This window comes from Kitasatospora sp. NPDC101108 (assembly GCF_055584725.1).
In genome coordinates this window covers 95688-121088 of sequence record NZ_JBVJLM010000021.1, presented here as the reverse complement: position 1 = coordinate 121088, position 25401 = coordinate 95688, and the positions used below count along the sequence as shown (strand labels likewise).

Sequence of the window (25401 nt, the reverse complement as noted above, 5' to 3'; positions counted from 1 at the left end):
GCTGGTCGCCGTTGGCAGTCTGAAAATCACCCGTTACGCCCCCTTCCGCACCCACCCCCTCCACCGCCCCCTCCCGCAGCGCGTCCCTCTCGCCTTGGTTGGGTGTGGGGTGGGTGTGGGCGGGGAGGGGTGGGTGTGGGCGCGCGGGGCGTTGCCCGCGCGCCCACGGTGGGGGGAGGGGTGGGTGTGGGCGCGCGGGGCGTTGCCCGCGCGCCCACGGGGGGGGGAGGGGTGTGCGCGGGAGGGGGGTTGGGTGGGCCTCCGGAGATACTGGAGGGTATGAGGCTGACCGAGTTCTGGCGACGGATGTACGCGCACTTCGGGGAGGGGTATGCGGAGTCGTTTGCGTCTGATCATGTGATGAGTGAGTTGGGTGGGCGGACGGTGCGGCAGGCGCTGGAGGCGGGGTGGGAGGCCAAGGACGTGTGGCGGGTGGTGTGTGAGACGCAGGGGGTTTCGGCGCTGCTGCGCTGAGCGGTCGGGGTGGGGGTGGTGGGCCAGACTGTTCGGGTGACTACGAGTGGAGAGCGGGAGCGCCTGCCGGGTGCCGAGGGGGAACGGGCGGGGCGTGGTGGGGTGTTGTGGGGTGGGATGCCGCCCTGGGTGCCCCGGGCGATGGTGTTGTTCCTGGTGTTGGTCGGGCTGTTCCAGCTCGCGGACTGGGCCTTCCGGCAGCTGATCGACCTGTTCGTGATGTTGCTGGTGGCGTTCTTCCTCTCGTTGGCGCTGGAGCCGGCCGTGGACCGGATGGCGGCGCGGGGGGTGCGCCGGGGGGTGGGGACCTTCCTGGTGTTCGTGGCGGTCGGGGTGGCGGTGGTGGGCTTCCTCGCGGCGCTGGGCACGCTGTTGGTGGACCAGGTCGCGAAGATCGCCGGGGACATGCCGCACCTGGTCGACAATCTGATCGGCTGGGTCAACCGGACGTTCCACCAGGAACTGTCGCTGGGGGAGTTGCAGAAGCGGCTGCTGAAGGACTCGGGGACGATCGAGGGATACGCCCAGCAGGCCGCGGACAACGTCTGGGGCGTCTCGTCGACGCTGATCGGCGGGCTGTTCCAGACGTTCACGGTGGGGCTGTTCACCTTCTACTTCACCGCCGAGGGGCCGCGGGTCCGGCGGACGGTGTGTTCGCTGCTGCCGCCCGCCAAGCAGGCGGAGGTGCTGCGGGCCTGGGAGATCGCGCTGGCCAAGACGGGGGGCTACCTGTACTCCCGGGCGGTGCTGGCGGTGGTGTCGGCGGCCGGGCACTGGGTGATGTTCGCGCTGATCGACCTGCCGTACTCGGCCGCGCTGGCGATCTGGGTCGGCGTCATGTCGCAGTTCGTGCCGACCATCGGGACGTACCTGGCGGGTGCGCTGCCGGTGCTGGTCGCCCTGACCGTGGAGCCGGTGGACGCGTTGTGGGTGCTCGTCTTCACGGTGGTCTACCAGCAGGTCGAGAACTACGTGCTGCACCCGAGGATCACCGCCAGGACGGTGGACGTGCATCCCGCGGTGGCCTTCGGCGCGGTGATCGCGGGGGCGGCGCTGCTGGGGGCGGTGGGCGCGCTGATCGCGATCCCGGCGGCGGCGACGCTGCAGGGCTTCGTCGGGACGTACGTGCGGCGGTACGAGGTGGCGACCGATCCGCGGATCGACCGGGGCGAGCAGCGGCGGGCCCGCCGGGAGCTGCGGCGGGAGGCGGCGAGACGGCTGCGCCGGATGGTCGGCGGCGACGCGGAGTGACGGACGGTGCGGGGCGGGCGACCGGGGGAGACCCGGTCGACCCGCCCCGCGGCGTGTTCGGAGCTGCGAGGGTTGAATCGAACAGATGTTCTTTTGTACTCTCCGGCGAGGAGTTTTCCACAGGCGGAGCCGGGTGGGGCTCGTTTGTCAGTGGGACGCGCTAGCGTCGATGACGATGAAGCGCACAGCACAGAACCCGAGGGAAAAAGCCATGGCAGGTACGGACCGCGAGAAGGCCCTGGAGACCGCGCTCGCCCAGATCGAGCGGCAGTTCGGCAAGGGCTCGGTGATGCGCCTCGGTGAGAAGGCGAACGAGCCGGTCGAGGTGATCTCCACCGGGTCGACCGCCCTGGACGTCGCCCTCGGGGTCGGCGGCATCCCGCGCGGCCGGGTGATCGAGATCTACGGCCCCGAGTCCTCCGGTAAGACGACCCTGACCCTGCACCTGGCCGCCAACGCCCAGCGGGCCGGCGGCACGGTCGCCTTCGTCGACGCGGAGCACGCGCTCGACCCGGAGTACGCCAAGAAGCTCGGCGTGGACACCGACGCCCTGCTGGTCAGCCAGCCGGACACCGGTGAGCAGGCCCTGGAGATCACCGACATGCTGATCCGCTCCGGCGCGATCGACCTGGTGATCATCGACTCGGTCGCGGCCCTCGTCCCGCGCGCCGAGATCGAGGGTGAGATGGGCGACTCGCACGTCGGTCTGCAGGCCCGCCTGATGAGCCAGGCGCTGCGCAAGATCGCCGGTGCGCTGAACCAGTCGAACACCACCGCGATCTTCATCAACCAGCTGCGCGAGAAGATCGGCGTGATGTTCGGCTCGCCGGAGACCACGACCGGTGGCCGGGCGCTGAAGTTCTACGCCTCGGTCCGACTGGACATCCGCCGGATCGAGACCCTGAAGGACGGCACCGAGGCGGTCGGCAACCGCACCCGCGTCAAGGTCGTCAAGAACAAGGTCGCCGCGCCGTTCAAGCAGGCCGAGTTCGACATCCTCTACGGCATCGGCATCAGCCGCGAGGGCGGCCTGATCGACATGGGTGTGGAGCACGGATTCATCCGCAAGTCCGGCGCCTGGTACACCTACGAGGGCGACCAGCTCGGCCAGGGCAAGGAGAACGCCCGCAACTTCCTGCGGGACAACCCGCAGCTCGCCGACGAGATCGAGCGGAAGATCAAGGGCAAGCTCGGCATCGGTCCGAAGACCGAGGAGCCGGCCGAGGCCGCGCCGGAGGCCGCCGCGGCCGACGGCGCCGCGAAGCCGATCACCGCGACCGCCGCCAAGACGGCCGCGGCGAAGAAGACGGCGGCTGCCAAGGCCTGAGCCGTTGACGCAGGACGACATGGTGGGCGGCGGCCCGGCGGGCCCCGAGGACGACGACTACGGGCCGCCGGACTGGTTCGCCGCGGTCGCGGAGCCCGAACCCGAGCCGCGGCCGCGGCTCGAACGGACTCCGGTCCGGGTGGCGCGCGGCGCGGCGCCCGGACCGGCTCTCGACCGGGAGCAGCCGGAGGTGACGCCGGTCGAGGCACTCGGCCTGGTCTCCGCCTCCGAGCTGCCCAGCGGCCGCCGCCGGCGTCGCTCGGCGCTGGCCGGGGAGCCGGAGGTCGGGCGGGATTCGGGTGGGGTCGAGGCGGCCGGTCACGGGGGTGCGGCCGCCTCGCCCGTCCGAGCCCGACGGGGCCGGCGCGCGCGCTCCGCCGAGGGCCTGCCGGGCGAGGAGGAGCGCACCGCCCGTAGCTCCCGCAAGCGGGCCGAGGAGGAGGCCGATCCGGAGAGCCGCGCCCGGGACATCTGCCTGCGGCTGCTCACCGGTGCGGCCAAGTCCCGCAAGCAGCTCGCCGACGCCCTGCGCAAGCGGGAGATCCCGGAGGACGTCGCCGAGGAGGTGCTCACCCGACTGGAAGAGGTCGGGCTGATCGACGACGCCGCCTTCGCCGCCGCCTGGGTGGAGTCCCGGCACGCCGTCCGGGGCCTGTCCCGGCGGGCGCTGGCCCAGGAGCTGCGCACCAAGGGTGTGGCCGCCGACCTGGTCGAGCAGGCCGTCGCCCAGCTCGACCACGACGACGAGACGGACGCGGCCCGGGCGCTGGTCGAGCGCAAGCTGCGGTCCACCCGGGGGCTGGACCCGCAGGTCCGCACCCGGCGGCTGGTCGGGATGCTGGCCCGGCGCGGCTACTCCGAGGGGCTGGCCTTCCGGGTGGTGCGCGGCGCGCTGGAGGTGGAGGCGTCCGGCGAACCGTTCGCGGCCGAGTGGGAGTAGCGGAGGTCCGGCAGGTTCTTGGTCTGAATCAGGGCTGGTCTTGACCCTTTCGTGACCTGCACCTAGCCTCGCACCAGTTGCGGGGCCGCTTCCGGACGCGCCCCGCGCTGCGACGGCCCGTACAGGGACAGCCCGCGCGGGGACGGGGGGTGGGGCGGATGAGGATCTCGGCGGGCACCGGCACGGGTGGCGCCCTGGTGCCGATCGTCGGGGCGGGCGTCGCCGTCCTGTTGGTGCTCGCGGTGCTGGCCGTGGTGATCGGGCGGCTGCGGGCCGCGCGGCGGCAGGCCCTGGCCGAGGCGGAGCGGGCCGGCCGGCAGGCCGAGGAGCAGACCGCTCGACAGCGGGCCGAACTCGCCCGCCGCGAGGAGGTCCTGGCCGAGGAGCTGCGTCGGCTGCGCCGGCGGGAGGACGAACTCGCCGAACGTTCGGCCGAGTTGGAGCGCTCGCGAGGTGAGGTCGAGATGCTGGCGGCCCGCCGGGCGGAGGCGCTGGAACGCGCCGCCGGGCTCTCCGCCGAGCAGGCGCGCGCCCAACTCCTGCGTGAGGCCGCGGAGTCGGCCCGACGGGAGGCGGCCGTCACGGTCCGGGAGATCGAGCGCGGGGCGAAGGAGGAGGGCGAGCGCCGGGCCCGGGACATCCTCGCCGGCGCGATCCAGCGGCTGGCCTCGGAGCAGACGGCGGAGACCGCCGTCACCGTCCTCCGGCTGCCCGGTGAGGACATGAAGGGCCGGATCATCGGCCGGGAGGGCCGCAACATCCGTGCCTTCGAGGCGGTCACCGGCGTCAACCTGATCATCGACGACACCCCGGCCTCGGTGCAGCTCTCCTGCTTCGACCCGGTCCGCCGGGAGGCCGCCCGGCTCACCCTGGAACAGCTGGTCGAGGACGGCCGGATCCAGCCGAGCCGGATCGAGCACGTCCACGGGCGCAGCCGGCGGGAGGTCGAGCAGCGCTGCGTACGGGCCGGTGAGGACGCGCTGCTGGACGCCCGGGTCGGCGGGATGCACCCCGAACTCGTGCGCATCCTGGGCTCGCTGCGCTACCGCGCCTCCTACGGGCAGAACGTGCTAGGGCACCTGCTGGAGTCCGCGCACCTGGCCGGGATGATGGCCGCCGAGCTGGGGGTGGACCCGGAGCCGGTGCGCCGGGCGGCGCTGCTGCACGACATCGGCAAGGCGCTCACCCACGAGGCCGAGGGCAGCCACGCGGCGGTCGGCGCGGATCTCGCCCGGCGGTTCGGCGAGGACCCCGAGGTGGTGCACGCGATCGCCGCGCACCACGGCGAGGTGGAGCCCCGTACGGTGACGGCCGTGCTGACCCAGGCCGCCGACGCCTGCTCAGGCGGGCGGCCGGGGGCGCGCAAGGAGTCGCTGGAACTGTACGTGCGGCGGCTGGCCCGGTTGGAGGAGATCGCGCGCTCGCACGCCGGGGTGGCCGAGGTGTACGCGATGCAGGCCGGGCGCGAGGTGCGGGTGATGGTGCGGCCGGACGCGGTGGACGACCTCGGGGCGGAGCTGATCGCCCGGGAGGTGGCCCGGCAGGTCTCGGCGGAGCTCACCTTCCCGGGCCAGATCCGGGTCACGGTGGTCCGGGAGAGCCGGGCCACGGCGGTAGCCGGCTAGGACCTGGCGGAGTCCACTTCCTCGGGTTCCTGGGCGGGCTCCGGTTCGGACTGGGCGGTGATCGGGGCCGGGCCGCCGCGGGCGCGGTCGGCGAGGGCCAGGAGGTCCTCGGCGGCGGCGCCCTGGGTGACGCCGACCAGGTGGCCGTCCGGGCGGATCAGCAGCACGGTGTGCGGCCCGGCGCCCGGGTACTCCTCGGTGACCAGCACCTCGGCCGGCACCGGCAGTGCGGCGGCGACCTCGGCCAGCCGGGGCATCAGCCCGGCGCCGAGCCAGTGCTCGGCCGACCAGACCGCGGTGCCGGGGGCGACCAGCAGCAGCAGGAAGGTGGCGCCGAGCCGGGCGTGCAGGTGGTCCGGGGTGCCGTCGTCGGCGAGCACCGGAAGGTCCGGGACGAGCACGCCGGGGGCGGTGGCGGGCAGCAGTTCGCTGAGCGAGGTGACGCCGCGCGCGCCGCGCTGCACCGGCACCCGGCCGGGGACGCCGGAGGGCGCCGCCGGGTAGGCGGGCGCGCCGCCGAAGCGGCCGGTGCCCAGCTGGCCGTCGGCGAGCAGCGGGGCGTGCTTGCGGAAGCCGCCGACCAGCAGCGAGCGCCGGGTCTGCTGCCAGCCGCGCAGCGGGCGCAGCAGCGGCATGGACTGGTCGACGGCGCGCAGGCGGGCGCCGACCGCGCCGCGGCGCTCGGCCTCGTAGCCGTCCAGCAGGGAGCCGCCGGGCTGGGGGCCGCCGGAGTGGAGGTGCCAGGCGAGGGCGAGCCGCCAGGCGAGGTTGTCGGCGTCGCGCAGCCCGTCGGCGAGGTTCTGCATGCCGAGTGCGCCGTGCAGGTGGGCGGCGTCGCCGGCCAGGAAGCAGCGGCCGCTGCGGAAGCGGGCGGCGAGGCGCTGCTGGGCGGTGTGGTCGGCGGCGGCGAGCAGCTCGTAGCGGGGGAGTTCGCCGCACCAGCCGGTGAGGGTGGAGGTCACCCGGGTGAGCAGGGTGTCGCCGGTGACGATGCCGGGCCAGGTGGCGTGCGGGTCGACCGGTTCGGTGGGGGCGGGCCGGCCCGGGGGCAGCCGCCAGTCGAACCGCCAGACGCCGTCCGGCAGCGGGCGGGCGGTGGCCTCGCGGTCGCCGCGCCACGGGGGTTCGCGGTGCAGCCGGGCGCCGTCGAAGGGCAGGTCGACCCGGACGGTGGCGATGGCGTTGCGGTCGACGGCGGGGCGGCCGGGGAAGCGGATCTTCAGCAGCTTGCGGACGGTGGAGCGGGCGCCGTCGCAGCCGACCAGGTGGCTGCCGCGCCACCAGGTGCTGGAGCCGTCCTGGGTGCCGTGGGTGCGGACGCTGACGCCGTCCCGGTCCTGTTCGAGCTCGACGACCCGGTTCAGCGGGACCAGCCGCACCAGCGGGGTGCCGGTCAGGGCGTCCCGCAGGCCGCGCTGGAGGCGGTGCTGGGGGAGGTGGAAGGTGGGCGAGTCGGTGAGGTCGATCCGCAGCACCTCCTGGCGGCGGCGCCAGATGGCGAAGGAGTCCCACAACGCAGAGTCGGAGACGGCCCGGGAGTAGCCGATCCGGGTCAGGAAGGCGGTGGCGTCGGCGCTGAGGACGACGCTGCGGGGGCCCTCGGGGCAGAGCCCGGAGCCCTCGTCCAGGACGACGGTCGGCACCTCGTGCCGGGCCAGCGCGAGGGCCAGGGCCAGACCGACCGGTCCGGCCCCGACCACGATCACCGGGTCCATGCGGGGACCTCCGGGCGCGAACCGGCCCATGGGCCGGCGTCAGTTACCGCTGCCGCATATGCCGCGTGGATGCTCCCGGGAGGTGTCACGAACAGCAATGCAACAGTTCACCTGCGTGTCCGTCAAGCAGCAGCTGAAGTGCGCCGGTTCGCGCCGCGACGGCCGCGTGCTTCGATCCACCGCGCGAGCGCGGTCAGCAGCAGGCACAGCGCGATGTAGATCGGCGCGATCACCAGCACCACGGGGATGTAGGGGAAGCCCGCGGCGTTCATCGGCTGGCTGGCGATCTTCTTGCCCATGAACAGCAGCTCGTTGTACGTGATGATGTAGCCGAGCGAGGTGTCCTTGAGGGTGACGACCAGCTGGCCGATCATCGACGGCAGCATCGAGCGGACGGCCTGCGGCACCAGGATGGTGGACATCACCTGGGTCTTGCGCATCCCGAGGGCGTACGCCGCCTCGCCCTGGCCGCGCGGCACGGCGTTGACGCCGCTGCGGATGATCTCGGCCTGGACCGAGCCGTTGTAGAGCGTGAGGCCGAGGACCAGTGCCCACATCGGGTCCTTGGCGAAGAACGCGTAGTAGAGCGCGACGATGAGGATCAGCAGGGGCATCGCCCGGAAGAACTGGACGATCGCCGTGCAGACCCAGCGGACCGGCCGGTGGTCGGAGAGCGTGCCGGAGGCCAGCAGCGCGCCCAGGGTGAGCGAGAAGGCGGCCGCCAGGCCGAAGGCCTTCAGGGTGGCCAGCAGGCCGTCCACGATCATCTGCTGGACGAAGTTGTACTGGAACGGGTCCCAGAGGTCGGCGTCGAACTGGCCGTTGTCGGCGAGCGCGCTGACGGCGTACCAGAGGAGACCCGCGATGCCGAGCAGGGAGAGGACGCCGAACAGCCGGTAGCGGGCGCGGGTCCGGGGGCCGGGGATGTCGTAGAGGACGCTCGCCGAGCCCTGCCGCTGACGCTGGAGCATGCTCATGCGCCCACCTCGCTACGCTCGGCAGGGGCATTCGCCCACGCGCACCTCTTGATCATGTGCTCGCTGCGCTCGCTCATGCGCCCACCTCGCTACGCTCGGCAGGGGCATTCGCCCACGCGCACCTCTTGATCATGTGCTCGCTGCGCTCGCTCATCGGACCACCGCCAGTCGGGATTCCAGGAAGCGGAAGAAGGAGGCGACCGTCGCACTGATCAGCAGGTAGGCGCAGGCCACCCAGAAGAAGATCGAGAAGATCGAGTAGCCGCGCTCGGAGAAGGTCTGCTGGGCGCTGTACAGCTCACTGACGCTGAACGCGCCGGCGATCGCCGAGTTCCTGGGCAGCGCGATGAAGACGCTGCTCATCGGGCCCAGCACCGTCCGGGAGGCCTGCGGCAGGATCACCAGGGTGAGGGTCTGGAAGAAGTTCATGCCCAGGCTGCGGGCCGCCTCGGCCTGGCCGAGCGGCACGGTGTTGACGCCGGAGCGGATCACCTCGCAGACGAACGAGGCGGTGTAGCCGCCGAGCGCCAGCACCGCGAAGGTGAGGTGGCTGAAGTGCACCCCGAGCGGCGGCAGGCCGAAGGTGACGGCGAAGAACAGCAGGGTCAGCGGGGTGTTGCGGAACAGCGTCACCCAGGTGGTGCCGAAGGCGCGCAGGACCGGCACCGGGGAGACCCGGAAGGCCGCCAGCAGGGTGCCCAGCAGCAGGGCGAGCAGGGCGCTGAGCGCGCTCAGCTCGATCGTCTGCAGGAAGCCGTCGCGGAACAACGCGAAGTTGTCCTGCTCGAACAGGAACCCCATCCGGCGGCCCTCCTCTCACAGATGGTCGGGAAGCGGGGGTGGATCAGTAGCGGTCGAGGGTCGGGATCGCCGGGGCGGCCGAGCCGGACGCGCCCAGGGTCGCGTCGTAGGCCTTCTTCCAGTCGCCGTTGTCCTCGTGGGCCTTGAGGGCGTCGCTGATCGCGTCGCGCAGCGCCTTGTCGTCCTTGCCCAGGCCGACGCCGTAGTTCTCCTTGGTGAACGGCTTGCCGACCACCTTGAGCTTGGGTGCGTACTTGGAGGCGTAGCCCTTGAGGATCGCGTCGTCGGTGGTGACCGCGTCGACCTCGCCCGACATCAGCTTCTCGACGCAGGCCGAGTAGGTGTCGAACTGGGTGACCTTCGGGTTGTACGGCTGGATGTTCTTGATCGAGGTCGAGCCGGTGGCGGTGCAGACGTTCTTGCCGCTGATGCTCTCCGGGCCGGTGATCGAGGTGTTGTCGCTCTTCACCAGGAAGTCCTGGCCGGCGATGTAGTACGGGCCGGCGAAGGAGACCGTCTTCTTGCGCTCGTCGTTGATGCTGTAGGTGCCGACGTAGAAGTCGATCTGGCCCTTGGCGATGGCCGGCTCGCGCTGCGAGGACACCAGGGTCTGCCACTTGATCTGCTGCGGGGTGAAGCCGAGGTCGGCGGCGACCATCTTGGCGATCTCGATGTCGAAGCCGCTGCGGTCACCGCTGGCGACGTCCTCCCAGCCGAGGTTCGGCTGGTCGGCCTTGGCGCCGATGATCAGCTGGCCGCGCTTCTTGGCCTCGGCGATGACCGGGGAGTCGACCTTGGCGTCGGTCTTGACCGTGTAGGTCGGCAGCGCCGGGGCGTTGCTCGCGGTCGCCGCGTTGGAGGCGGGGGTGCCGTCCTTGCCACAGGCGGCGGTGGCGGTGAGCGCGACGGCACAGAGCGCGACGGCGAGGGTGCGGGAAGTCCTCATGGGGGTTGTACTCCTGGGGCTGGGCCACGGTGCGGACCGGGCTCTGGCGTCTGGAAGTCGTACACGGGCAGGGCCGTCCGGCGCCGTTGCCGGAGGCGGCCCCGCGTGGTCTCGAAGCGTCAGTGGTGCAGGATCTTCGAGAGGAAGTCCTTGGCGCGGTCGGAGCGCGGCGCGGTGAAGAACGCGTCCGGGGTGTTCTGCTCGACGATCTTCCCGTCGGCCATGAACAGCACCCGGTTCGCGGCGGAGCGGGCGAAGCCCATCTCGTGGGTGACGACGACCATCGTCATGCCGTCGGCGGCCAGCTGGCGCATGACCTCCAGCACCTCGTTGACCATCTCCGGGTCGAGCGCCGAGGTCGGCTCGTCGAAGAGCATCACCTTCGGCTTCATCGCCAGCGCCCGGGCGATCGCCACGCGCTGCTGCTGGCCGCCGGAGAGCTGGGCCGGGAACTTGTCCGCCTGCGCCCCGACACCGACCCGGTCGAGCAGTTCGCGGGCGGTCTTCTCGGCGTGCGAGCGGATCACCTTGCGGACCTTGACCTGGGCCAGGACCACGTTCTCCAGCACGGTCTTGTGCGCGAACAGGTTGAAGCCCTGGAACACCATGCCGACCTCGGCACGCAGCTTGGCCAGCTCCCGGCCCTCGGCGGGCAGCGGGCGGCCGGAGAGGGTGATCGTGCCGGAGTCGATGGTCTCCAGCCGGTTGATCGTCCGGCAGAGCGTGGACTTGCCGGATCCGGACGGACCGATCAGGACGACCACCTCGCCCTGCCTGATCTCCAGGTCGATGTCCTGGAGCACGTGCAGTGCGCCGTAGTGCTTGTTGACGTTGCTCAGCACGACCAGCGGGGCGGCTGCGGGGGTGGAGTCCTCGACCGGGCTCTCGGTCATCGCGCCTGCTCCCTAACTGTGTCGAACTGGGTCGTTTCGTGCCTACCCGGAAGTCCCAACTCCCTTGGACGGCAAAGGTGGTGCGAATCCGGGAGCCGCGACCGGCGGAGCCGCAGCCCCCGGTGGGGTGACCTTAGGAGCGCTGACGCTGCCCCGTCAGCCGATCTGAGCGGAACTTGAGGATCACGAAACGGCCACACGGTGCGTACGCACTGTTCGCGAGTGGGCCCGCGGGGCACGTCACAGCGGGGATCCGTGCCGGTGCTCGCCGTCCCCCACGGGCCCGGTACGCGGTCGAACCTGGCGCCGGGCCGCGCACTGGCCCATACTGCGCAGGACCGGGCCCCACCGAATCGGCCCGGCGACCACGTGGGGGAGGGAGGAGAACGGGATGCGACTGCTGCTCGTCGAGGACGACGAACGCGTGGCCGCGGCGCTGGTCGCGGTGCTCGGACGGCACGGCTTCCAGGTGCGGCACGCCCGCAGCGGGCACGAGGCGCTGGACGCCCTGGTGCCGGACGGCAACGAGCCGTACCGCGTCGTGCTGCTCGACCTCGGGCTGCCCGACCGCGACGGCTTCGAGGTGTGCAGCCGGATCCGGGCCGGCAGCGGCGTCCCGGTGATCATGGTGACGGCCCGCGCCGACGTCCGCTCCCGGATCCACGGCCTCAACCTGGGCGCCGACGACTACGTCACCAAGCCGTACGACATGGGCGAGCTGCTCGCCCGCATCCACGCGGTCGCCCGCCGCGGCGCCCAGCCGTCCTCGGTGGCGGCGCCCGCGCCCGACGCCGTACCGCAGCAGCGCGGCCCGCTGGAGTCCCGCGGCATCCGGATCGACCGGGAGCGCCGCCGGGTCAGCGTGGACGGCCGCGACGTGCCGCTCACCCGCAAGGAGTTCGACCTGCTGGCGCTGCTCGCCCAGAGCCCCGGCGTGGTCTACCGGCGCGAGCAGATCTTCAGCGAGGTCTGGCGCAGCGGCTGGGAGGGAAACGGCCGCACCCTGGAGGTGCACATCGGCTCGCTGCGCAACAAGCTCGCGCTGCCGGGCCTGGTCGAGGCCGTGCGCGGCGTCGGCTACCGGCTGATCCCCGACGGCCCGACCTCCACCGCGGCCGACCAGGCCCCGTCCGCCCCCGCGGCCGCCCAGGCCCCGTCCGCCCCCGCGGAGCACTGACCGCACGTGCGCACCCGCCTGCTCGGCATCCTGATCGCCCTCATGCTCTGCGTCCTGGCCGCCCTGGGGCTGCCGCTCGCGGCGGCGTTCGCGGCGGCCGAGCAGAGCAGGGTGGTGGTCGACCGGCTCGACGACGCCGCCCGCTTCGCCCAGGACCTGCCCACCTCCGGGGCCGCCGCCCTGGACTCCGCGCTCAAGGCCGACCCCGAGCCCGCCCCCGGCGACCTCAGCCGGCGGCACGCGATCGAGGCCGAGGTCCAGCGCTACTTCGACCTGTACGGCGTGCGCCTGGGCATCTTCCAGCGCGACGGCGCGCCGATCGCGGTCGCCCCGCGCGACTGGCGGGTGCCCGCCGTCGGCTGGGGCGCCCAGGCCTTCCAGGAGGCGCTGGACGGGCGGCGCAGCCACAACCCGCCACAGGTCTGGCCGTGGTCCGAGGAGCGGACGATCACCGTCGCCGCCCCGGTGGTGCGCGACGGCGACGTGGTCGCGGTGGTGCTGAGCGAGTCCCCCGCTGGGGCGCTGCGGGCCCGGGTGCTGCACAAGTGGCTGGTGCTCGCCGGCGGTGAGGCGGCCGCGATGGCCGTCGCCGTGCTGCTGGCCGTGCGGCTCACCGAGTGGGTGCTGCGCCCGGTGCGCACCCTGGACCGGGCCACCCACGACATAGCGACCGGCCGGATGGCCGCGCGGGTCGCACCCGGCGGCGGACCGCCCGAACTCCAGCGGCTGGCAAGGTCGTTCAACGAGATGGCGGACCACGTGGTGCACGCCATGGACCAGCAGAAGGCCTTCGTCGCGGACGCCTCGCACCAGCTGCGCAACCCGCTCTCGGCCCTGCTGCTGCGGGTCGAGGTGCTCGGCCTGGAACTGCCCGAGGGGCACGAGGAGGAGCTCGGCGGCGTGCGGGAGGAGGGCTCCCGGCTGGCCCGGGTGCTGGACGACCTGCTGGGGCTGGCCACCGCCGAGCACGCCCGCCCCGAACCCGAGCAGACCGATCTCGCCCAGCTGACCCTCGCCCGGGTGGACGGCTGGCGGCCGGTGGCCGAGCAACGCGGGATCGACCTGCGCTGGGACGGCCCGGCGCTGGCGATCGGCATGGTGGACCCGATCGGCTTCGGCTCCGCGCTGGACGCCGTCCTGGACAACGCGCTCAAGTTCGGCCCGTCCGGCAGCGAGGTGCGGCTGCGGGTCGCGGTGCGCCGGGACGAGGTCGCGGTGACCGTCAGCGACGCCGGGCCGGGGCTGACCGAGGACGAGCTGTCCCGGGCCGGGGACCGGTTCTGGCGCAGCGCGCGGCACCAGAACGTGGACGGCTCCGGGCTGGGCCTGTCCATCGCCCGCACCCTGCTGGCGGCCAGCGGCGGCACGCTCGGCTTCGCCCCGGTCAAGCCGACCGGGCTCGCGGTGACCCTGGCGGTGCCGCGGCCCGAACGACCGTGAGGCCCTAGGGTTTCACCGACCGGTAGTAGCGCGCCGCGCCCTCGTGCAGCGGGAGCGGGTCGGTGTAGACGGCGGTGCGCAGGTCGACCAGCTGGGCGGCGTGCACCTGGGCGCCGATCTGGTCCCGGCTGTCTATCACCGCCCGGGTCATGCCCTCCACCAGGCCCGGGTCCACGTCGTCCCGGGTGACCAGCAGGTTGGGCACGGCCATGGTGGCGACCGGGTCCTTGGGCTCGGCGTTCGGGTAGGTGCCCTTGGGCATGGTGGCCGCCCGGTAGGCGTCGACGCCGTCGCCCTCCGCCTTGTGCAGCGCCTCGGACAGGTCGGCCAGCGGGACGACCCGGATCCGGAAGTGCTCGGAGAGGTCGGTGAGCGCGCTGGTGGGCAGGCCGCCGGACCAGAAGAAGGCGTCCAGCTTGCCCTCGCGCAGCTCGTCCGAGCCGTCGCTGACGCCCGCCGGGACGGCGGTGATGTCGCGGTCCGGGTCCAGCCCGGCCGCGGTCAGCAGCCGCCTGGTCACCACGTTCACCCCGGACTTCGGCAGCCCGACGCCGACCCGCAGGCCCTTGAGGTCGGCGGTGCGGTGCACCGGGGAGTCGGCCGGGACGATCAGCTGCAGGTAGTCGTCGTACAGCCGGGCGATCGCCCGCAGCCGCTCCTTGCCGGGGCCCTGGTAGGTGGCGACCGCGTCGGCGGTGGCGATGGCGAAGGTGTCCTGGCCGTTGATCACCCTGGTCAGGTTCTCCACCGAGCCGTCGGTGCTGTCCAGGGCCAGCCGCACCCCCGGCATGGTCTGCGAGACGTGGGCCCGCAGCAGCTGCCCGTACCGGTCGTAGACCCCGCGCGGGACGCCGGTCGCGAAGCGGGTCTCCCCGCGCGGGTACCCGGGTGAGCGGCCCGCCGACAGCCACCAGCCGCCGAGGCCGGCCACCAGCAGCACCAGGACCAGCACCGTCCGCCACAACGGGCTGCGGGCCGCGCGGCGGACGGCGGCGCCGAGACGTGATGGTTCGGTGGGGGTCATGCAGGGATAGTGCCAGGCGCTCCGGCCGAACGGGAGGGGAACGGACCGGCGAAGCTGCGGGAGCCGACCGGCGAAGCCCCGGGACCGCCGCGGTGAAGCTCCGGAAAAACCGGCTCGCGGCTGCCCGTACCCTGGTCTGGTGAGCGGTGAGAGCGGATTGAAGAGCTACAAGGTCGTCACGCACGGCTGTCAGATGAACGTCCACGACTCCGAGCGGCTGTCCGGCCTGCTGGAGGACGCCGGGTACGTCAAGGCCGGCCCGGACGGCGACCCGGACCTGGTCGTGTTCAACACCTGTGCGGTGCGCGAGAACGCCGACAACAAGCTGTACGGCAACCTCGGGCAGCTCGCGCCGGCCAAGAGCCGCCACCAGGGCATGCAGATCGCCGTCGGCGGCTGCCTGGCCCAGAAGGACCGCGAGACCATCGTCAAGCGCGCCCCCTGGGTCGACGTGGTGTTCGGCACCCACAACATCGGCCACCTGCCGGCGCTGCTGGAGCGGGCCGCCGTCGAGCGCAGGGCCCAGGTCGAGATCCTGGAGTCGCTGGAGACCTTCCCCTCCACGCTGCCCACCCGCCGCGAGTCCGCGTACGCGGCCTGGGTCGCCATCTCGGTCGGCTGCAACAACACCTGCACCTTCTGCATCGTCCCCGCGCTGCGCGGCAAGGAGGAGGACCGCCGCCCCGGCGACGTCCTCGCCGAGATCGAGGCGCTGGTGGACGAGGGCGTCATCGAGGTGACCCTGCTCGGCCAGAACGTCAACGCCTACGGCTCCGACCTGGGCGACCGCGAGGCCTTCTCCAAGCTGCTGCGCGCGGCCGGCGGGATCGAGGGCCTGGAGCGGATCCGCTTCACCTCGCCGCACCCGCGCGACTTCACCGACGACGTGATCGCCGCGATGGCCGAGACCCCGAGCGTGATGCACCAGCTGCACATGCCGCTGCAGTCCGGCTCGGACCGCGTCCTCAAGGCGATGCGCCGCTCCTACCGGCAGGATCGCTTCCTCGGGATCATCCGCAAGGTCCGCGAGGCGATGCCGGACGCGGCGATCTCCACCGACATCATCGTGGGCTTCCCCGGCGAGACCGAGGAGGACTTCGAGGAGACGATGCACGTCGTCCGCGAGGCCCGCTTCACCAACGCCTTCACCTTCCAGTACTCCAAGCGCCCCGGCACCCCCGCCGCGGAGATGGCGGACCAGGTGCCGAAGGAGGTCGTCCAGGCCCGCTACGACCGGCTGATCGCGCTCCAGGAGGAGATCTCCTGGGACGAGAACAAGAAGCAGGTCGGCCGCACCCTGGAGGTCCTGGTCGCCGAGGGCGAGGGCAAGAAGGACGACCGGACCCAGCGGCTGTCCGGGCGCGCGCCCGACAACCGGCTGGTGCACTTCACGAAGCCCGAGGAGCCGGTGCGCCCCGGCGACATGGTGACCGTCGAGATCACCTACGCCGCTCCGCACCACCTGCTGGCCGAGGGCCCGGCCCTGGCCGTGCGCCGCACCCGGGCCGGCGACGCCTGGGAGAAGCGCCAGGCCAAGCCCGCCGACAAGCCGGCCGGCGTGATGCTCGGCCTGCCGAAGATCGGCGCCCCGGCCGAGCTGCCGCTGGCCGCCCCGGCGGGCGGCGCCTGCTGCGGCGACTGACGCCCGCGTCCTGACGGCGGCCCGGTGGGAGCACCTGCGCTCCCGCCGGGCCGCCGTCGTCCCCGGGCCCGGGTCGCGGGCGGAGGGCCTAGAGTGATCAGCATGCTGGTAGCCGCCGCCGTGTGCCCCTGTCCGCCGCTGCTCGTCCCCGAGGTCGCCGCCGGGGCCGCGCCCGAGCTGGACGCGCTGCGCGCCGCCTGCGACGAGGCGCTGGCGGCGCTGGTCGCCGCCGAGCCGCAGCTGGTCGTGGTGGTGGGCGCCGGGCCGGAGGCCGAGGTGTGGACCGAGGGCGGGGCCGGGTCCTTCCACCGCTACGGGGTGCCGCTGGTCGCCAAGCTGCCCGGGGCGCGGGTCGAGGGGCCGGAGCTGGCGCCCTCGCTGACCGTCGGCGCCTGGCTGCTGGAGCGCGCCGGGGTGACCCTGCCGACGCACGCCTGCGCGGTGCCCGCCGACGCCCCCGCGGACCGGATGCTCGGCCTCGGCCAGGGCCTGGCCGGCCTCGCCGACCGGGTCGCCCTGCTGGTCCTCGGCGACGGCAGCGCCTGCCGCTCGCTGAAGGCGCCCGGTTACCTGGACGAGCGGGCCGAGGGCTTCGACGCCGCGCTGGCCGCCGCCCTGGGCTCCGCCGACCTGCCGGCCCTCGCCGCCGTCGACCCGGCGCTGGCCGCCGAACTCAAGGCGGAGGGCCGGGCGCCCTGGCAGGTGCTGGCCGGCGCCGCCGAGGGCGCCGGCCTCACCGCGCGGCTGGGGTACCAGGACGCCCCGTACGGCGTCGGGTACTTCGTGGCGTCCTGGTCCTGATCGGCTACGGCTGCGGGGGCCGGGGGGTCTGACCCTCCTCGCCGCCCGGCCTCGGCTTGTGGGCGAAGTCGCCGACCGCGTCCTTGGCCTTGCCGGTGCCGTGCTCGATCTTTTCGCTGTACTTGCCCTTGGTGGCCTTGTCGATCGCGTCGCCGGCCTTGTCCACGAACTGGTCGATCTGGTCGCTGTGCTTGCCCGCGAGCTCGCTGGCCTTCTCCTTGAGCTCCTCGGCCTTGCCCTTGAGGTTGTCCATCAGACCCATGGCGATCTCCTTCGTTCCCTTTCCCCCTGCACAACGCACCCGACGGGTAAAGCGTTCGCAAAAGCGGCGGTCGACCGCGGAGACGGCCGGAGGCGGTCCGGGGAACAGTCATATCCTCGCGCAGTCGGGGGCGGGCGGCAGCCCGGTCCCGGCCGCCGCGGCGGTTTGCGAGACTGGAGCGGTGAGCAGCTCCCGTGTGATCAGCATCGTCGGCGCGACCGCCGCCGGAAAGTCCGACCTGGCCGTCGCCATCGCCCGCAGCCTCGGCGGCGAGGTGATCAACACCGACTCGATGCAGCTGTACCGGGGCATGGACATCGGTACCGCCAAGCTGACCATGGACGAGCGCGGGGGCGTGCCGCACCACCTGCTGGACGTCTGGGACGTCACCGAGGCCGCCAGCGTCGCCGAGTACCAGCGGCTGGCCCGGGCCGAGATCGACCGGCTGCTCGCCGCCGGGCGCACCCCCGTCCTGGTCGGCGGCTCCGGGCTGTACGTCCGGGCCGCGATCGACGAGATGGAGTTCCCCGGCACCGACCCCGGGGTGCGCGCCCGGCTGGAGGCCGAACTGGAGCAGGCCGGCCCGTACGCGCTGCACCGGCGGCTGGCCGAGCTGGACCCGGCGGCCGCCGAGGCGATCCTGACCGGCAACGGCCGGCGGATCGTCCGCGCCCTGGAGGTCATCGAGATCACCGGGCGGCCGTTCACCGCCAACCTGCCGAGCAACACCGCGGTGTACGAGGCGGTGCAGATCGGCGTCGCCGTCCCGCGCCCCGAGCTGGACGAGCGGATCACCCTGCGGGTGGACCGGATGTGGGAGGCCGGGCTGCTGGACGAGGTGCGGGAGCTGGAGAAGGCCGGGCTGCGGGAGGGCCGGACCGCCTCCCGGGCGCTCGGCTACCAGCAGGTGCTCGACCACTTCGCCGGCGAGTGCACCGAGGACGAGGCGCGGGCCGAGACCGTCCGCGCCACCAAGCGCTTCGCCCGCCGTCAGGAATCCTGGTTCCGCCGGGACGACCGCATCCACTGGCTCTCCCGGCCGGCCGGCACCGACCCGGTCGAGTTGCTGGACCGCTCCCTCGAACTGATCGGACGTCAGGGAGTTCCGGCCGCGTAGGACGGGTTCCGGCCAATTCGGCGGTGCACCTGCGCGCGCAGGTGACCGTGCAGAGCGCACCGGGGGTCACGGCCCGATCACGTGATGGCCACGGATCACCCGAGGACCCCGGTCAGGCCCCGAACGTCCCCTCTGGACATGCCATCATCGATGCCATAAGGGTCGGCCCGCGCGGGTCGACCGTGCCCGGCCGCGAGTCCGCTCGTGTCGAACTGTCAGGGGAGGCCGTGTGTCGACGGGTACCGGCCCCGAACCCGGCCAGAGCGGGAGCGTCACCGCACCGGCCGAGGAGTTCGACGAGTCGACGATGGGCGACCTCCCCGTGCTGACCGGCCTGGAGGCGCCGACCTCCTACGCCTCCGCGGTGCCCGCGCTGGACACCCGCACCCCGCCGGACGCCGCCGTGCACGAGCGGGAGATCCGGCCGCTGCGCCGGCTCCGCTGGTGGCAGACCCTGCCGATCGCGCTGCTCGGCACCCTCGGCTCGCTGATGTTCGCCTTCCCGCTCGCCTTCGGCTCCGCCGGGGCGCGGGCCACCATGATCGGGATGCTCGGGCTGCTGTTCACCGCCGCCTCGTTCGGCTGGGGTGCGATGGCCGCCCGGCACGCCGGCTACAAGTGGCCGGGGCTGCCGCGCCGGGGCTCCGGGCAGCGGGCCGGCTGGAAGGCCATCGTGGTCTACACCCTGATCGCGCTGGCCGCCTGCGCGCTCGCGGTCTGGCGGGTCGCCTACCTGCGCTGAGCCGGGCGGGGCCGCTTCCCGCCCGGTGGCGGGCGGGCGGGCATCAGTACCATCGGAGGGGTGAGCGCATCCTCTCCCCAGCAGACCTCCTCCCAGCGGGCCGGCCTCCCCTTCTTCAAGGGCCACGGCACCCAGAACGACTTCGTGATCGTGCCGGACCCGGACGGCGTGCTGGACATCGGCCCGGAGGCCGTCGCCGCGCTGTGCGACCGGCGGGCCGGCATCGGCGGCGACGGGCTGCTGCGCGTGGTGCGCGCGGCCGCCGACCCGGCCGCCGCGGACCAGGCCGACCGGGCCGAGTGGTTCATGGACTACCGCAACTCCGACGGCAGCATCGCCGAGATGTGCGGCAACGGCCTGCGGGTCTTCGCCCGCTTCCTGGTCGGGACGGGCCTGGCGAAGCCGGGTGAGCTGGCGATCGCCACCCGCTCCGGGGTGCTCACCGCGAAGGTCGCCGAGGACGCCGGGGACGGCACTCCCGGTGAGGTCACCATCGACATGGGCCGCGCCCGGCTGCCCGGCCCGGACGGCATCGAGGTCGCGGTCGGCGAGCGGCGCTGGCCCGCGCTGAACGTCAACATGGGCAATCCGCACGCGGTGGCCTTCGTGGAGAGCCTGGACCACGCCGGGGACCTGCACACCGCGCCGCTCACCAGCCCCGAGGGGGCGTACCCGGAGGGCGTCAACGTCGAGTTCGTGGTGGACCGCGGCCCGCGGCACGTCGCGATGCGGGTGCACGAGCGCGGCTCGGGCGAGACCCGCTCCTGCGGCACCGGCGCCTGCGCCGTCGCGGTGGCGGCCATCCGCCGGGACGGCGTGGACCCGGCGGTCACCGGCGAGGCGGTCTCGTACACCGTGGACGTGCTGGGCGGCCGACTGGTCATCACCGAGCACCCGGACGGCCGGGTGGAGATGACCGGACCGGCGGTGATCGTGGCCGAGGGGCGGCTCGACGAGCGCTGGTGGGCGGCCCTGACCCAGGCCTGACGGCCCGGTTTGCCCAGTTCGCGCGGTGACGAATCCCCCCGATCGGGTGATACCGCTCGCGGACGGGAATCACCGCGTCGCGGAACGTGCTCTGCTCGGTAGCATGGACCACCGGGTCGATCACCCCACGGGGAGGGGCAGCGCCCGGCGACGTTGCCGGAGGTGCCGATGACCATCGAAGCCGGGCAGCCCCCTCTCGCGGGGCAGCCGACGAGCGCACGGCAGGGCGGGGCCAGGAGGCCCCTCGGGGAGCTCGGCCGGGCCGCCCTCGGCCGGGCCGGGCGGGCCGCCTTACTGGCGACCGGGCGCCCGCCCGTGCCGGACGCCCTGGAACCGCTGGTCCGGGTGCACCGGCAGCACCATCCGCAGGCGGACCTCGCCCTGCTGGCCCGGGCGTACCGGCTGGCCGAGGCCAGCCACCGCGGCCAGAAGCGCAAGAGCGGCGAGCCGTACATCACCCACCCGCTGGCCGTCACCATGATCCTGGCCCAACTCGGCGCCGGGACGACCACCTTGGTCGCCTCGCTGCTGCACGACACGGTCGAGGACACCGAGTTGACGCTGGACCAGGTGAGCGCCGGGTTCGGCCCGGAAGTCGCCTACCTGGTCGACGGGGTGACGAAGCTGGAGAAGGTCGACTTCGGCGCCGCCGCCGAGGCCGAGACCTTCCGCAAGATGCTGGTCGCCACCGGGGACGACGTCCGGGTGATGGTGATCAAGCTCGCCGACCGGCTGCACAACATGCGCACCATCCGGCACATGAAGCCGGCCAGCCAGGTGCGGATCGCCAAGGTCACCCGGGACGTGCTGATCCCGCTGGCCGAGCGGCTCGGCATCCAGGTGCTCAAGGCGGAGCTGGAGGACATCGTCTTCGCCACCCTGCACCCCGAGGAGCACGCCCGCACCCGCGCCCTGATGGCCGCTCACGAGGCCGAGCCGGACGCCCTGCTGGAGCCCTTCGCCCGCCGGCTGGCCCGCCAGCTGGCCGAGGCCGGGATCGCCGCCGAGGTGACGGTACGGCCCCGGCACTGCGTCTCGCTGCACCGGGTGCTGGTCAAGCGGGCCGCCGCGCCCGGCCCGGACGGGCAGCCGCAGCGGCCGCAGCCGGCCGACTTCGGGCGGCTGCTGGTGGTGGTCGAGGAGAACGCCGACTGCTACGCCGTGCTCGGTGAGCTGCACACCTGCTGGACGCCGCTGCCGGGGGAGTTCAAGGACTTCGTCGCCGCCCCCAAGTTCAACCTCTACCAGTCGCTGCACACCGCCGTGGCGCTGGACGGCGCGGTGGTGGAGGTGCTGGTCAGGACCCGGCGGATGCACGAGGTGGCCGAGACCGGGGTGGTCGCGCTCGGCGACCCGTCCCGGGCCGGCGCCGCCCAGGACGCCGACGAGCTGGACCGCACCGACCCGGCCCGGCCGGGCTGGCTGAGCCGGCTGCTGGAGTGGCAGCAGGAGACCCCCGACCCGGACGCCTTCTGGTCCGCGCTCACCGCCGACCTGGCCGGCGACCGCGAGATCACCGTGGTGACGGAGAGCGGTGAAACGCTTCAGCTCAGGGCCGGGGCCAGCTGCGTGGACGCCGCCTACCTGCTCGGCGAGGAGACCGGCCACCGATGTATCGGCGCCCGGGTCAACGGCCGGCTGACCGCGCTGTCCACCGTGCTCCAGGACGGGGACGTGCTCGCGGTGCTCACCGAGGGCCCGCCGGCCGGGAGCGGCCAGCGCGGCGCCGAACCCTCGGGGCCCTCCCCGGAGTGGCTGGCGCACGCCCGCACCCCCGCCGCCCGGCTGGCCATCGAGCGCTGGCTCGCCGACCACCCGGCCCGGCTGCCGGTGGTGCGCACCGGACCGGCCGGCGGCCAGCCCGCCCCGCCCGCGCACCCGGCGGGCGAGCGGCGGTCCGCCCCGGTCGCGGTGGCCGACCGGCCCGGGGCGACGGTGCGGCTGGCCCGCTGCTGCACGCCCGTCCCCCCGGACGAGGTGGCCGGCTACCCGATCCGCGGCGGCGCGGTCGCCGTGCACCGCACCGGCTGCCCCGCCGGGCAGCGGCTGCGCGCGGACGGGCGCGCCGAGCTGGAGGTCCGCTGGCAGCCGGAGGACGCCCCCGCGGCCGGCCACCGGCCGACCCTGCTGCGGGCCACCCTGCGGGCCGAGGCGCTGAACCGGCCCCGGCTGCTCGCCGACCTCACCGCGGCGATCTCCGCCGAGGGCGTGGGCATCGTCTCCGCCGAGGTCGAGCCGCCGCAGGAACTGCGGGTCCGGCACACCTACACCGTCGAGCTGCCCGAGCCGGGTGCCCTGCCAGCCCTGATGCGGGCGATGCTCAGGGTCTCCGGGGTGTACGACGTGAGCCGTCCGCACGCCCCCGAGGGGACGCAGGCCCGGCACTCCGGTGGAAATGGGGGTGACCCGCCCCCGCCGGGCGTGGGACCATCATGGGGAATTCACGGTCGGTCCACGGCGTTCCCAGAGCACAGGGGCTCTGGCGGGACCCAAGGGCCTCCGCCGCAGCATTCCAGCGACCAAAGGACAGAATGACCTCCACGTTCGACACCCGCGACCACGCCGACGCCCCGCGCCGCCTCGACGGTCTGCGGGCGGAAGCCCTCATGGACGAGGACCTCGCGGCCATCGACGAGGACCTCGGCCACAACTACGACGGCGACCAGTACGACCGCAGCGAGCGCGCAGCCCTGCGCCGGGTCGCCGGCCTCTCCACCGAACTCGAAGACGTCACCGAGGTCGAGTACCGCCAGCTCCGTCTGGAGCGCGTGGTGCTCGTCGGCGTCTGGACCGACGGCACCCTGGAGGAGGCGGAGAACTCGATGGCCGAGCTCGCCGCCCTCGCCGAGACGGCCGGCTCCGAGGTCCTGGACGGCGTCATCCAGCGCCGCGACAAGCCCGACGCGGCCACCTACATCGGCTCCGGCAAGGCGCAGGAGCTGCGCGACATCGTCGCCTCCAGCGGCGCCGACACCGTGGTCTGCGACGGTGAGCTCACCCCCGGCCAGCTGATCCACCTGGAGGACGTGGTCAAGGTCAAGGTCGTCGACCGGACGGCCCTGATCCTGGACATCTTCGCCCAGCACGCCAAGTCCCGGGAGGGCAAGGCGCAGGTCTCGCTGGCGCAGATGCAGTACATGCTGCCGCGCCTGCGCGGCTGGGGTCAGTCGCTGTCCCGGCAGATGGGTGGCGGTGGCTCCGGCTCCTCGGGCGGCGGCATGGCCACCCGTGGTCCCGGTGAGACCAAGATCGAGACCGACCGGCGCCGGATCCGCGAGAAGATGGCGAAGCTCCGCAAGGAGATCGCCGACATGAAGAAGGGCCGCGACACCAAGCGCCAGGAGCGCAAGCGCCACCAGGTGCCGTCCGTGGCCATCGCCGGGTACACCAACGCCGGCAAGTCCTCCCTGCTCAACCGGCTCACCGGCGCGGGCGTGCTGGTGGAGAACGCGCTGTTCGCCACCCTGGACCCGACCGTGCGCCGGGCCCAGACCCCGAGCGGGCGGCTGTACACCCTGGCCGACACCGTCGGCTTCGTCCGGCACCTGCCGCACCACCTCGTCGAGGCCTTCCGCTCGACCATGGAGGAGGTCGCCGACGCGGACCTCATCCTGCACGTGGTGGACGGCTCGCACCCCGAGCCGGAGACGCAGCTGGCCGCCGTCCGCGAGGTCATCGTCTCGGTCGACGCGCAGAACGTCCCCGAGATCGTGGTGATCAACAAGGCGGACGCCGCCGACCCGCACGTGCTGCAGCGCCTGCTGCGCCGCGAGCCGCACGCCATCGTGGTGTCGGCCCGCAGCGGGGCGGGGATCGAGGAGCTGCTGAAGCTCATCGACGACGAGCTGCCGCGTCCGGCCGTCGAGGTGCGGGCCCTGGTGCCCTACACCCAGGGCGCGCTGGTCTCCCGGGTGCACAAGGAGGGCGAGCTGCTCGCCACCGAGCACACCGGCGAGGGCACGCTGCTGCACGCCAAGGTGCCGGCCGAGCTGGCCGCCGAGCTGGAGCACTTCACGGTCGCCCTGCAGGGCTGACCGGCCCGCTGGAGCAGCCCCCGGACGACTTTCGTCCGGGGGCTACTTCACGTTCTTGGCGAAGTAGTCGAAGGCCTGCTTCGCCTGCTCCTGGAGGGACGGCCCGGCCAGGTAGCCGGCCGGGTTGCGGTTGCCGATCGAGCTGACGCTGACCAGGTTGGGCTTGCCGTCCCTGGTGATGAACCAGCCGCCGCCGCCCGCGCCGCCGGTCATGGTGCAGCCGATCACGTACATCGGCGGGCGGGCCGGGTCGAAGGACAGCCGGCCCGGCGCGGCGGCGGAGTCGCAGCGCTGCAGCTCGGTGCCGTCGAAGGGCCGCTCGACCGGGTAACCGAAGACGGTGGCCGAGGTGATCCGCTCACGGGGGGCGTCGAACCAGACCGGGACGGAGCCGCCGACGGTCTCCTCCAGGGAACGGCCGGAGTCGGACTCCCCGCGCACCCGGACGATCCCGTAGTCGTACTGGTCGTGGGCGCCGACGCCGCCCTCCTGGAGCCAGGTCGGCGACACCAGCGCGCGCACCGCCGTCCAGCGGCCGTACGGGGCGGCCTGCCGGTCGTCGTACGGCTTGCCGCGGGCCGCCCGGCCGTCCCGGTTGAAGGCGGGCACGAAGACCAGGTTCTTGACCCAGCCGCCGCCCTTGCCGTCGTGCAGGCAGTGGGCGGCGGTGTAGACCAGGTCACTGCGGCCCGGGTTGAGCGGGTCGGAGACCACCGTGCCGGAGCAGACCGCGTCGCCCTGCGAGGTGGTCATCAGCAGCTTGCCGACCAGGGCGGCGTCCGGGCCGTACGGGTGCGGCTGCGGACGGGCCTGGACGGCGGCCGGCGGGGTGTCGCGCTGAACGGCGGCCGGGGAGGCGGCGCTCAGCGAGTACTCGGGGGTGGGCCGGGCCCTGGCGGCCTCCGTCCGGGCGGCCGTCCAGTAGCCGGGGGCCACCTGGTTGCTGAATCCGCTGTCGGCGACGTACCGGGCCCAGTCCTCCAGCTTCCAGCCGCTCAGGTCGCCCAGGCTGGTCGGCGCGGCCCTGGGCAGCGCCGCGGGCGGGGCGACCGGGGTGGCGGGGCCGTCCGGGCCGCAGGCGGCCGCGGTGAGCGTCAGGGCGGCGAGCAGCGCGGCGCCGGCCGTGGCGGCCCGCCGTGCCCTGGAGTTCCCGGCGCCGGTGTCGCTCGTGGTGCTGGTACCGCTGGTGGTGCTGGTGTTGCTCATGGTGCTGTCAATGCTGGTGG

At 73.5% G+C, this 25401-nt stretch carries 22 protein-coding genes; 14 read left to right on the top strand and 8 right to left on the bottom strand.

The window, feature by feature from the left end; translation table 11 throughout:
- Nucleotides 1–279: 279 nt before the first annotated feature.
- The 5 genes from ACZ6Z8_RS32210 (at nucleotide 280) to rny (ending at nucleotide 5617) form a co-directional block, all read left to right on the top strand.
- A complete protein-coding gene (locus ACZ6Z8_RS32210) occupies nucleotides 280–474 on the top strand; it encodes a DUF3046 domain-containing protein (RefSeq protein WP_030285284.1) in 195 nt (64 codons plus the stop codon).
- Between the two features lie 36 nt (nucleotides 475–510).
- Entirely contained in the window at nucleotides 511–1725 is a 1215-nt protein-coding gene (locus ACZ6Z8_RS32205) for an AI-2E family transporter (protein WP_465613563.1), read from the top strand.
- Between the two features lie 211 nt (nucleotides 1726–1936).
- Complete coding sequence (recA, locus tag ACZ6Z8_RS32200; RefSeq protein WP_396536686.1) at nucleotides 1937–3052, top strand: recombinase RecA; 1116 nt, start codon at nucleotides 1937–1939, stop codon at nucleotides 3050–3052.
- A gap of 4 nt (nucleotides 3053–3056) precedes the next feature.
- Nucleotides 3057–3992 (top strand): regulatory protein RecX, encoded by a 936-nt coding sequence (locus tag ACZ6Z8_RS32195; protein ID WP_465613562.1) that lies wholly within the window; start codon nucleotides 3057–3059, stop codon nucleotides 3990–3992.
- Between the two features lie 158 nt (nucleotides 3993–4150).
- A complete protein-coding gene (rny, locus tag ACZ6Z8_RS32190) occupies nucleotides 4151–5617 on the top strand; it encodes a ribonuclease Y (protein WP_465613561.1) in 1467 nt (488 codons plus the stop codon).
- Here the strand turns inward: rny and ACZ6Z8_RS32185 are convergent.
- From ACZ6Z8_RS32185 to ACZ6Z8_RS32165, 5 genes are all read right to left on the bottom strand, one after another.
- Nucleotides 5614–7332 (bottom strand): FAD-dependent monooxygenase, encoded by a 1719-nt coding sequence (locus ACZ6Z8_RS32185; RefSeq protein ID WP_465613560.1) that lies wholly within the window; start codon nucleotides 7330–7332, stop codon nucleotides 5614–5616. The two genes, rny and ACZ6Z8_RS32185, sit on opposite strands and share 4 nt — an antisense overlap.
- A 122-nt stretch (nucleotides 7333–7454) precedes the next feature.
- On the bottom strand, nucleotides 7455–8309 hold the full coding sequence (locus ACZ6Z8_RS32180; protein ID WP_465613559.1) for an amino acid ABC transporter permease: 855 nt from the start codon (nucleotides 8307–8309) through the stop codon (nucleotides 7455–7457).
- Nucleotides 8310–8459: 150 nt separating this feature from the next.
- Nucleotides 8460–9110: an amino acid ABC transporter permease gene (locus ACZ6Z8_RS32175; RefSeq protein ID WP_402827532.1), complete on the bottom strand. Its 651-nt coding sequence runs from the start codon at nucleotides 9108–9110 to the stop codon at nucleotides 8460–8462.
- A gap of 43 nt (nucleotides 9111–9153) precedes the next feature.
- Nucleotides 9154–10056 carry a glutamate ABC transporter substrate-binding protein gene (locus ACZ6Z8_RS32170; RefSeq protein WP_465613558.1) on the bottom strand — a complete coding sequence of 301 codons (903 nt, stop codon included), beginning with the start codon at nucleotides 10054–10056 and terminating at the stop codon, nucleotides 9154–9156.
- A gap of 119 nt (nucleotides 10057–10175) precedes the next feature.
- Nucleotides 10176–10949 (bottom strand): amino acid ABC transporter ATP-binding protein, encoded by a 774-nt coding sequence (locus ACZ6Z8_RS32165; RefSeq protein ID WP_402827526.1) that lies wholly within the window; start codon nucleotides 10947–10949, stop codon nucleotides 10176–10178.
- 391 nt (nucleotides 10950–11340) lie between these two features.
- Between ACZ6Z8_RS32165 and ACZ6Z8_RS32160 the strand changes: the two genes are divergently transcribed.
- Nucleotides 11341–12126 carry a response regulator transcription factor gene (locus ACZ6Z8_RS32160; RefSeq protein ID WP_465613557.1) on the top strand — a complete coding sequence of 262 codons (786 nt, stop codon included), beginning with the start codon at nucleotides 11341–11343 and terminating at the stop codon, nucleotides 12124–12126.
- Nucleotides 12127–12132: 6 nt separating this feature from the next.
- Nucleotides 12133–13566: a sensor histidine kinase gene (locus ACZ6Z8_RS32155; RefSeq protein ID WP_465613556.1), complete on the top strand. Its 1434-nt coding sequence runs from the start codon at nucleotides 12133–12135 to the stop codon at nucleotides 13564–13566.
- A gap of 4 nt (nucleotides 13567–13570) precedes the next feature.
- Here the strand turns inward: ACZ6Z8_RS32155 and ACZ6Z8_RS32150 are convergent, their stop codons facing one another.
- Entirely contained in the window at nucleotides 13571–14590 is a 1020-nt protein-coding gene (locus tag ACZ6Z8_RS32150) for a TAXI family TRAP transporter solute-binding subunit (protein ID WP_465613555.1), read from the bottom strand.
- Nucleotides 14591–14729: 139 nt separating this feature from the next.
- Between ACZ6Z8_RS32150 and miaB the strand changes: the two genes are divergently transcribed.
- Together miaB and ACZ6Z8_RS32140 are read left to right on the top strand one after the other, a co-directional pair.
- A complete protein-coding gene (gene miaB / locus ACZ6Z8_RS32145; RefSeq protein WP_465613554.1) occupies nucleotides 14730–16232 on the top strand; it encodes a tRNA (N6-isopentenyl adenosine(37)-C2)-methylthiotransferase MiaB in 1503 nt (500 codons plus the stop codon).
- A 102-nt stretch (nucleotides 16233–16334) separates the two neighbouring features.
- Entirely contained in the window at nucleotides 16335–17033 is a 699-nt protein-coding gene (locus tag ACZ6Z8_RS32140) for a class III extradiol dioxygenase subunit B-like domain-containing protein (protein ID WP_465613553.1), read from the top strand.
- Nucleotides 17034–17037: 4 nt separating this feature from the next.
- Here ACZ6Z8_RS32140 and ACZ6Z8_RS32135 read toward each other — a convergent pair whose 3' ends face one another.
- Nucleotides 17038–17295 carry an antitoxin gene (locus ACZ6Z8_RS32135; protein WP_465613552.1) on the bottom strand — a complete coding sequence of 86 codons (258 nt, stop codon included), beginning with the start codon at nucleotides 17293–17295 and terminating at the stop codon, nucleotides 17038–17040.
- Nucleotides 17296–17476: 181 nt separating this feature from the next.
- On the opposite strand from ACZ6Z8_RS32135, the gene miaA reads away from it, so the two are divergent.
- The 5 genes from miaA (at nucleotide 17477) to hflX (ending at nucleotide 24175) form a co-directional block, all read left to right on the top strand.
- The gene (miaA, locus tag ACZ6Z8_RS32130) at nucleotides 17477–18412 is read left to right on the top strand and encodes a tRNA (adenosine(37)-N6)-dimethylallyltransferase MiaA (RefSeq protein WP_465613551.1); all 936 of its coding nucleotides are present in this window, start codon (nucleotides 17477–17479) and stop codon (nucleotides 18410–18412) included.
- Between the two features lie 229 nt (nucleotides 18413–18641).
- A complete protein-coding gene (locus tag ACZ6Z8_RS32125) occupies nucleotides 18642–19154 on the top strand; it encodes a hypothetical protein (protein WP_402827505.1) in 513 nt (170 codons plus the stop codon).
- A gap of 60 nt (nucleotides 19155–19214) precedes the next feature.
- On the top strand, nucleotides 19215–20141 hold the full coding sequence (gene dapF / locus ACZ6Z8_RS32120) for a diaminopimelate epimerase (protein ID WP_465613550.1): 927 nt from the start codon (nucleotides 19215–19217) through the stop codon (nucleotides 20139–20141).
- 168 nt (nucleotides 20142–20309) lie between these two features.
- Nucleotides 20310–22676, top strand: a complete 2367-nt coding sequence (locus tag ACZ6Z8_RS32115) for a RelA/SpoT family protein (RefSeq protein ID WP_465613549.1) — start codon at nucleotides 20310–20312, stop codon at nucleotides 22674–22676.
- Entirely contained in the window at nucleotides 22673–24175 is a 1503-nt protein-coding gene (gene hflX, locus ACZ6Z8_RS32110; protein ID WP_402827496.1) for a GTPase HflX, read from the top strand. Before ACZ6Z8_RS32115 ends, hflX begins: the two co-directional genes overlap by 4 nt.
- Nucleotides 24176–24217: 42 nt before the next feature.
- Here the strand turns inward: hflX and ACZ6Z8_RS32105 are convergent, their stop codons facing one another.
- The gene (locus ACZ6Z8_RS32105; protein ID WP_465613548.1) at nucleotides 24218–25381 is read right to left on the bottom strand and encodes a trypsin-like serine peptidase; all 1164 of its coding nucleotides are present in this window, start codon (nucleotides 25379–25381) and stop codon (nucleotides 24218–24220) included.
- Nucleotides 25382–25401 lie beyond the last annotated feature (20 nt).

Excerpts from the sequence above, each read along its gene's own strand:
- ACZ6Z8_RS32210 (WP_030285284.1), top strand. The coding sequence starts at position 280 with ATGAGGCTGACCGAGTTCTGGCGACGGATGTACGCGCACTTCGGGGAG.
- recA (WP_396536686.1), top strand. The coding sequence starts at position 1,937 with ATGGCAGGTACGGACCGCGAGAAGGCCCTGGAGACCGCGCTCGCCCAG.
- rny (WP_465613561.1), top strand. The coding sequence starts at position 4,151 with ATGAGGATCTCGGCGGGCACCGGCACGGGTGGCGCCCTGGTGCCGATC.
- ACZ6Z8_RS32185 (WP_465613560.1), bottom strand. The coding sequence starts at position 7,332 with ATGGACCCGGTGATCGTGGTCGGGGCCGGACCGGTCGGTCTGGCCCTG.
- ACZ6Z8_RS32180 (WP_465613559.1), bottom strand. The coding sequence starts at position 8,309 with ATGAGCATGCTCCAGCGTCAGCGGCAGGGCTCGGCGAGCGTCCTCTAC.
- ACZ6Z8_RS32175 (WP_402827532.1), bottom strand. The coding sequence starts at position 9,110 with ATGGGGTTCCTGTTCGAGCAGGACAACTTCGCGTTGTTCCGCGACGGC.
- ACZ6Z8_RS32170 (WP_465613558.1), bottom strand. The coding sequence starts at position 10,056 with ATGAGGACTTCCCGCACCCTCGCCGTCGCGCTCTGTGCCGTCGCGCTC.
- ACZ6Z8_RS32165 (WP_402827526.1), bottom strand. The coding sequence starts at position 10,949 with ATGACCGAGAGCCCGGTCGAGGACTCCACCCCCGCAGCCGCCCCGCTG.
- ACZ6Z8_RS32160 (WP_465613557.1), top strand. The coding sequence starts at position 11,341 with ATGCGACTGCTGCTCGTCGAGGACGACGAACGCGTGGCCGCGGCGCTG.
- ACZ6Z8_RS32150 (WP_465613555.1), bottom strand. The coding sequence starts at position 14,590 with ATGACCCCCACCGAACCATCACGTCTCGGCGCCGCCGTCCGCCGCGCG.
- ACZ6Z8_RS32140 (WP_465613553.1), top strand. The coding sequence starts at position 16,335 with ATGCTGGTAGCCGCCGCCGTGTGCCCCTGTCCGCCGCTGCTCGTCCCC.
- ACZ6Z8_RS32135 (WP_465613552.1), bottom strand. The coding sequence starts at position 17,295 with ATGGGTCTGATGGACAACCTCAAGGGCAAGGCCGAGGAGCTCAAGGAG.
- ACZ6Z8_RS32115 (WP_465613549.1), top strand. The coding sequence starts at position 20,310 with ATGACCATCGAAGCCGGGCAGCCCCCTCTCGCGGGGCAGCCGACGAGC.
- hflX (WP_402827496.1), top strand. The coding sequence starts at position 22,673 with ATGACCTCCACGTTCGACACCCGCGACCACGCCGACGCCCCGCGCCGC.
- ACZ6Z8_RS32105 (WP_465613548.1), bottom strand. The coding sequence starts at position 25,381 with ATGAGCAACACCAGCACCACCAGCGGTACCAGCACCACGAGCGACACC.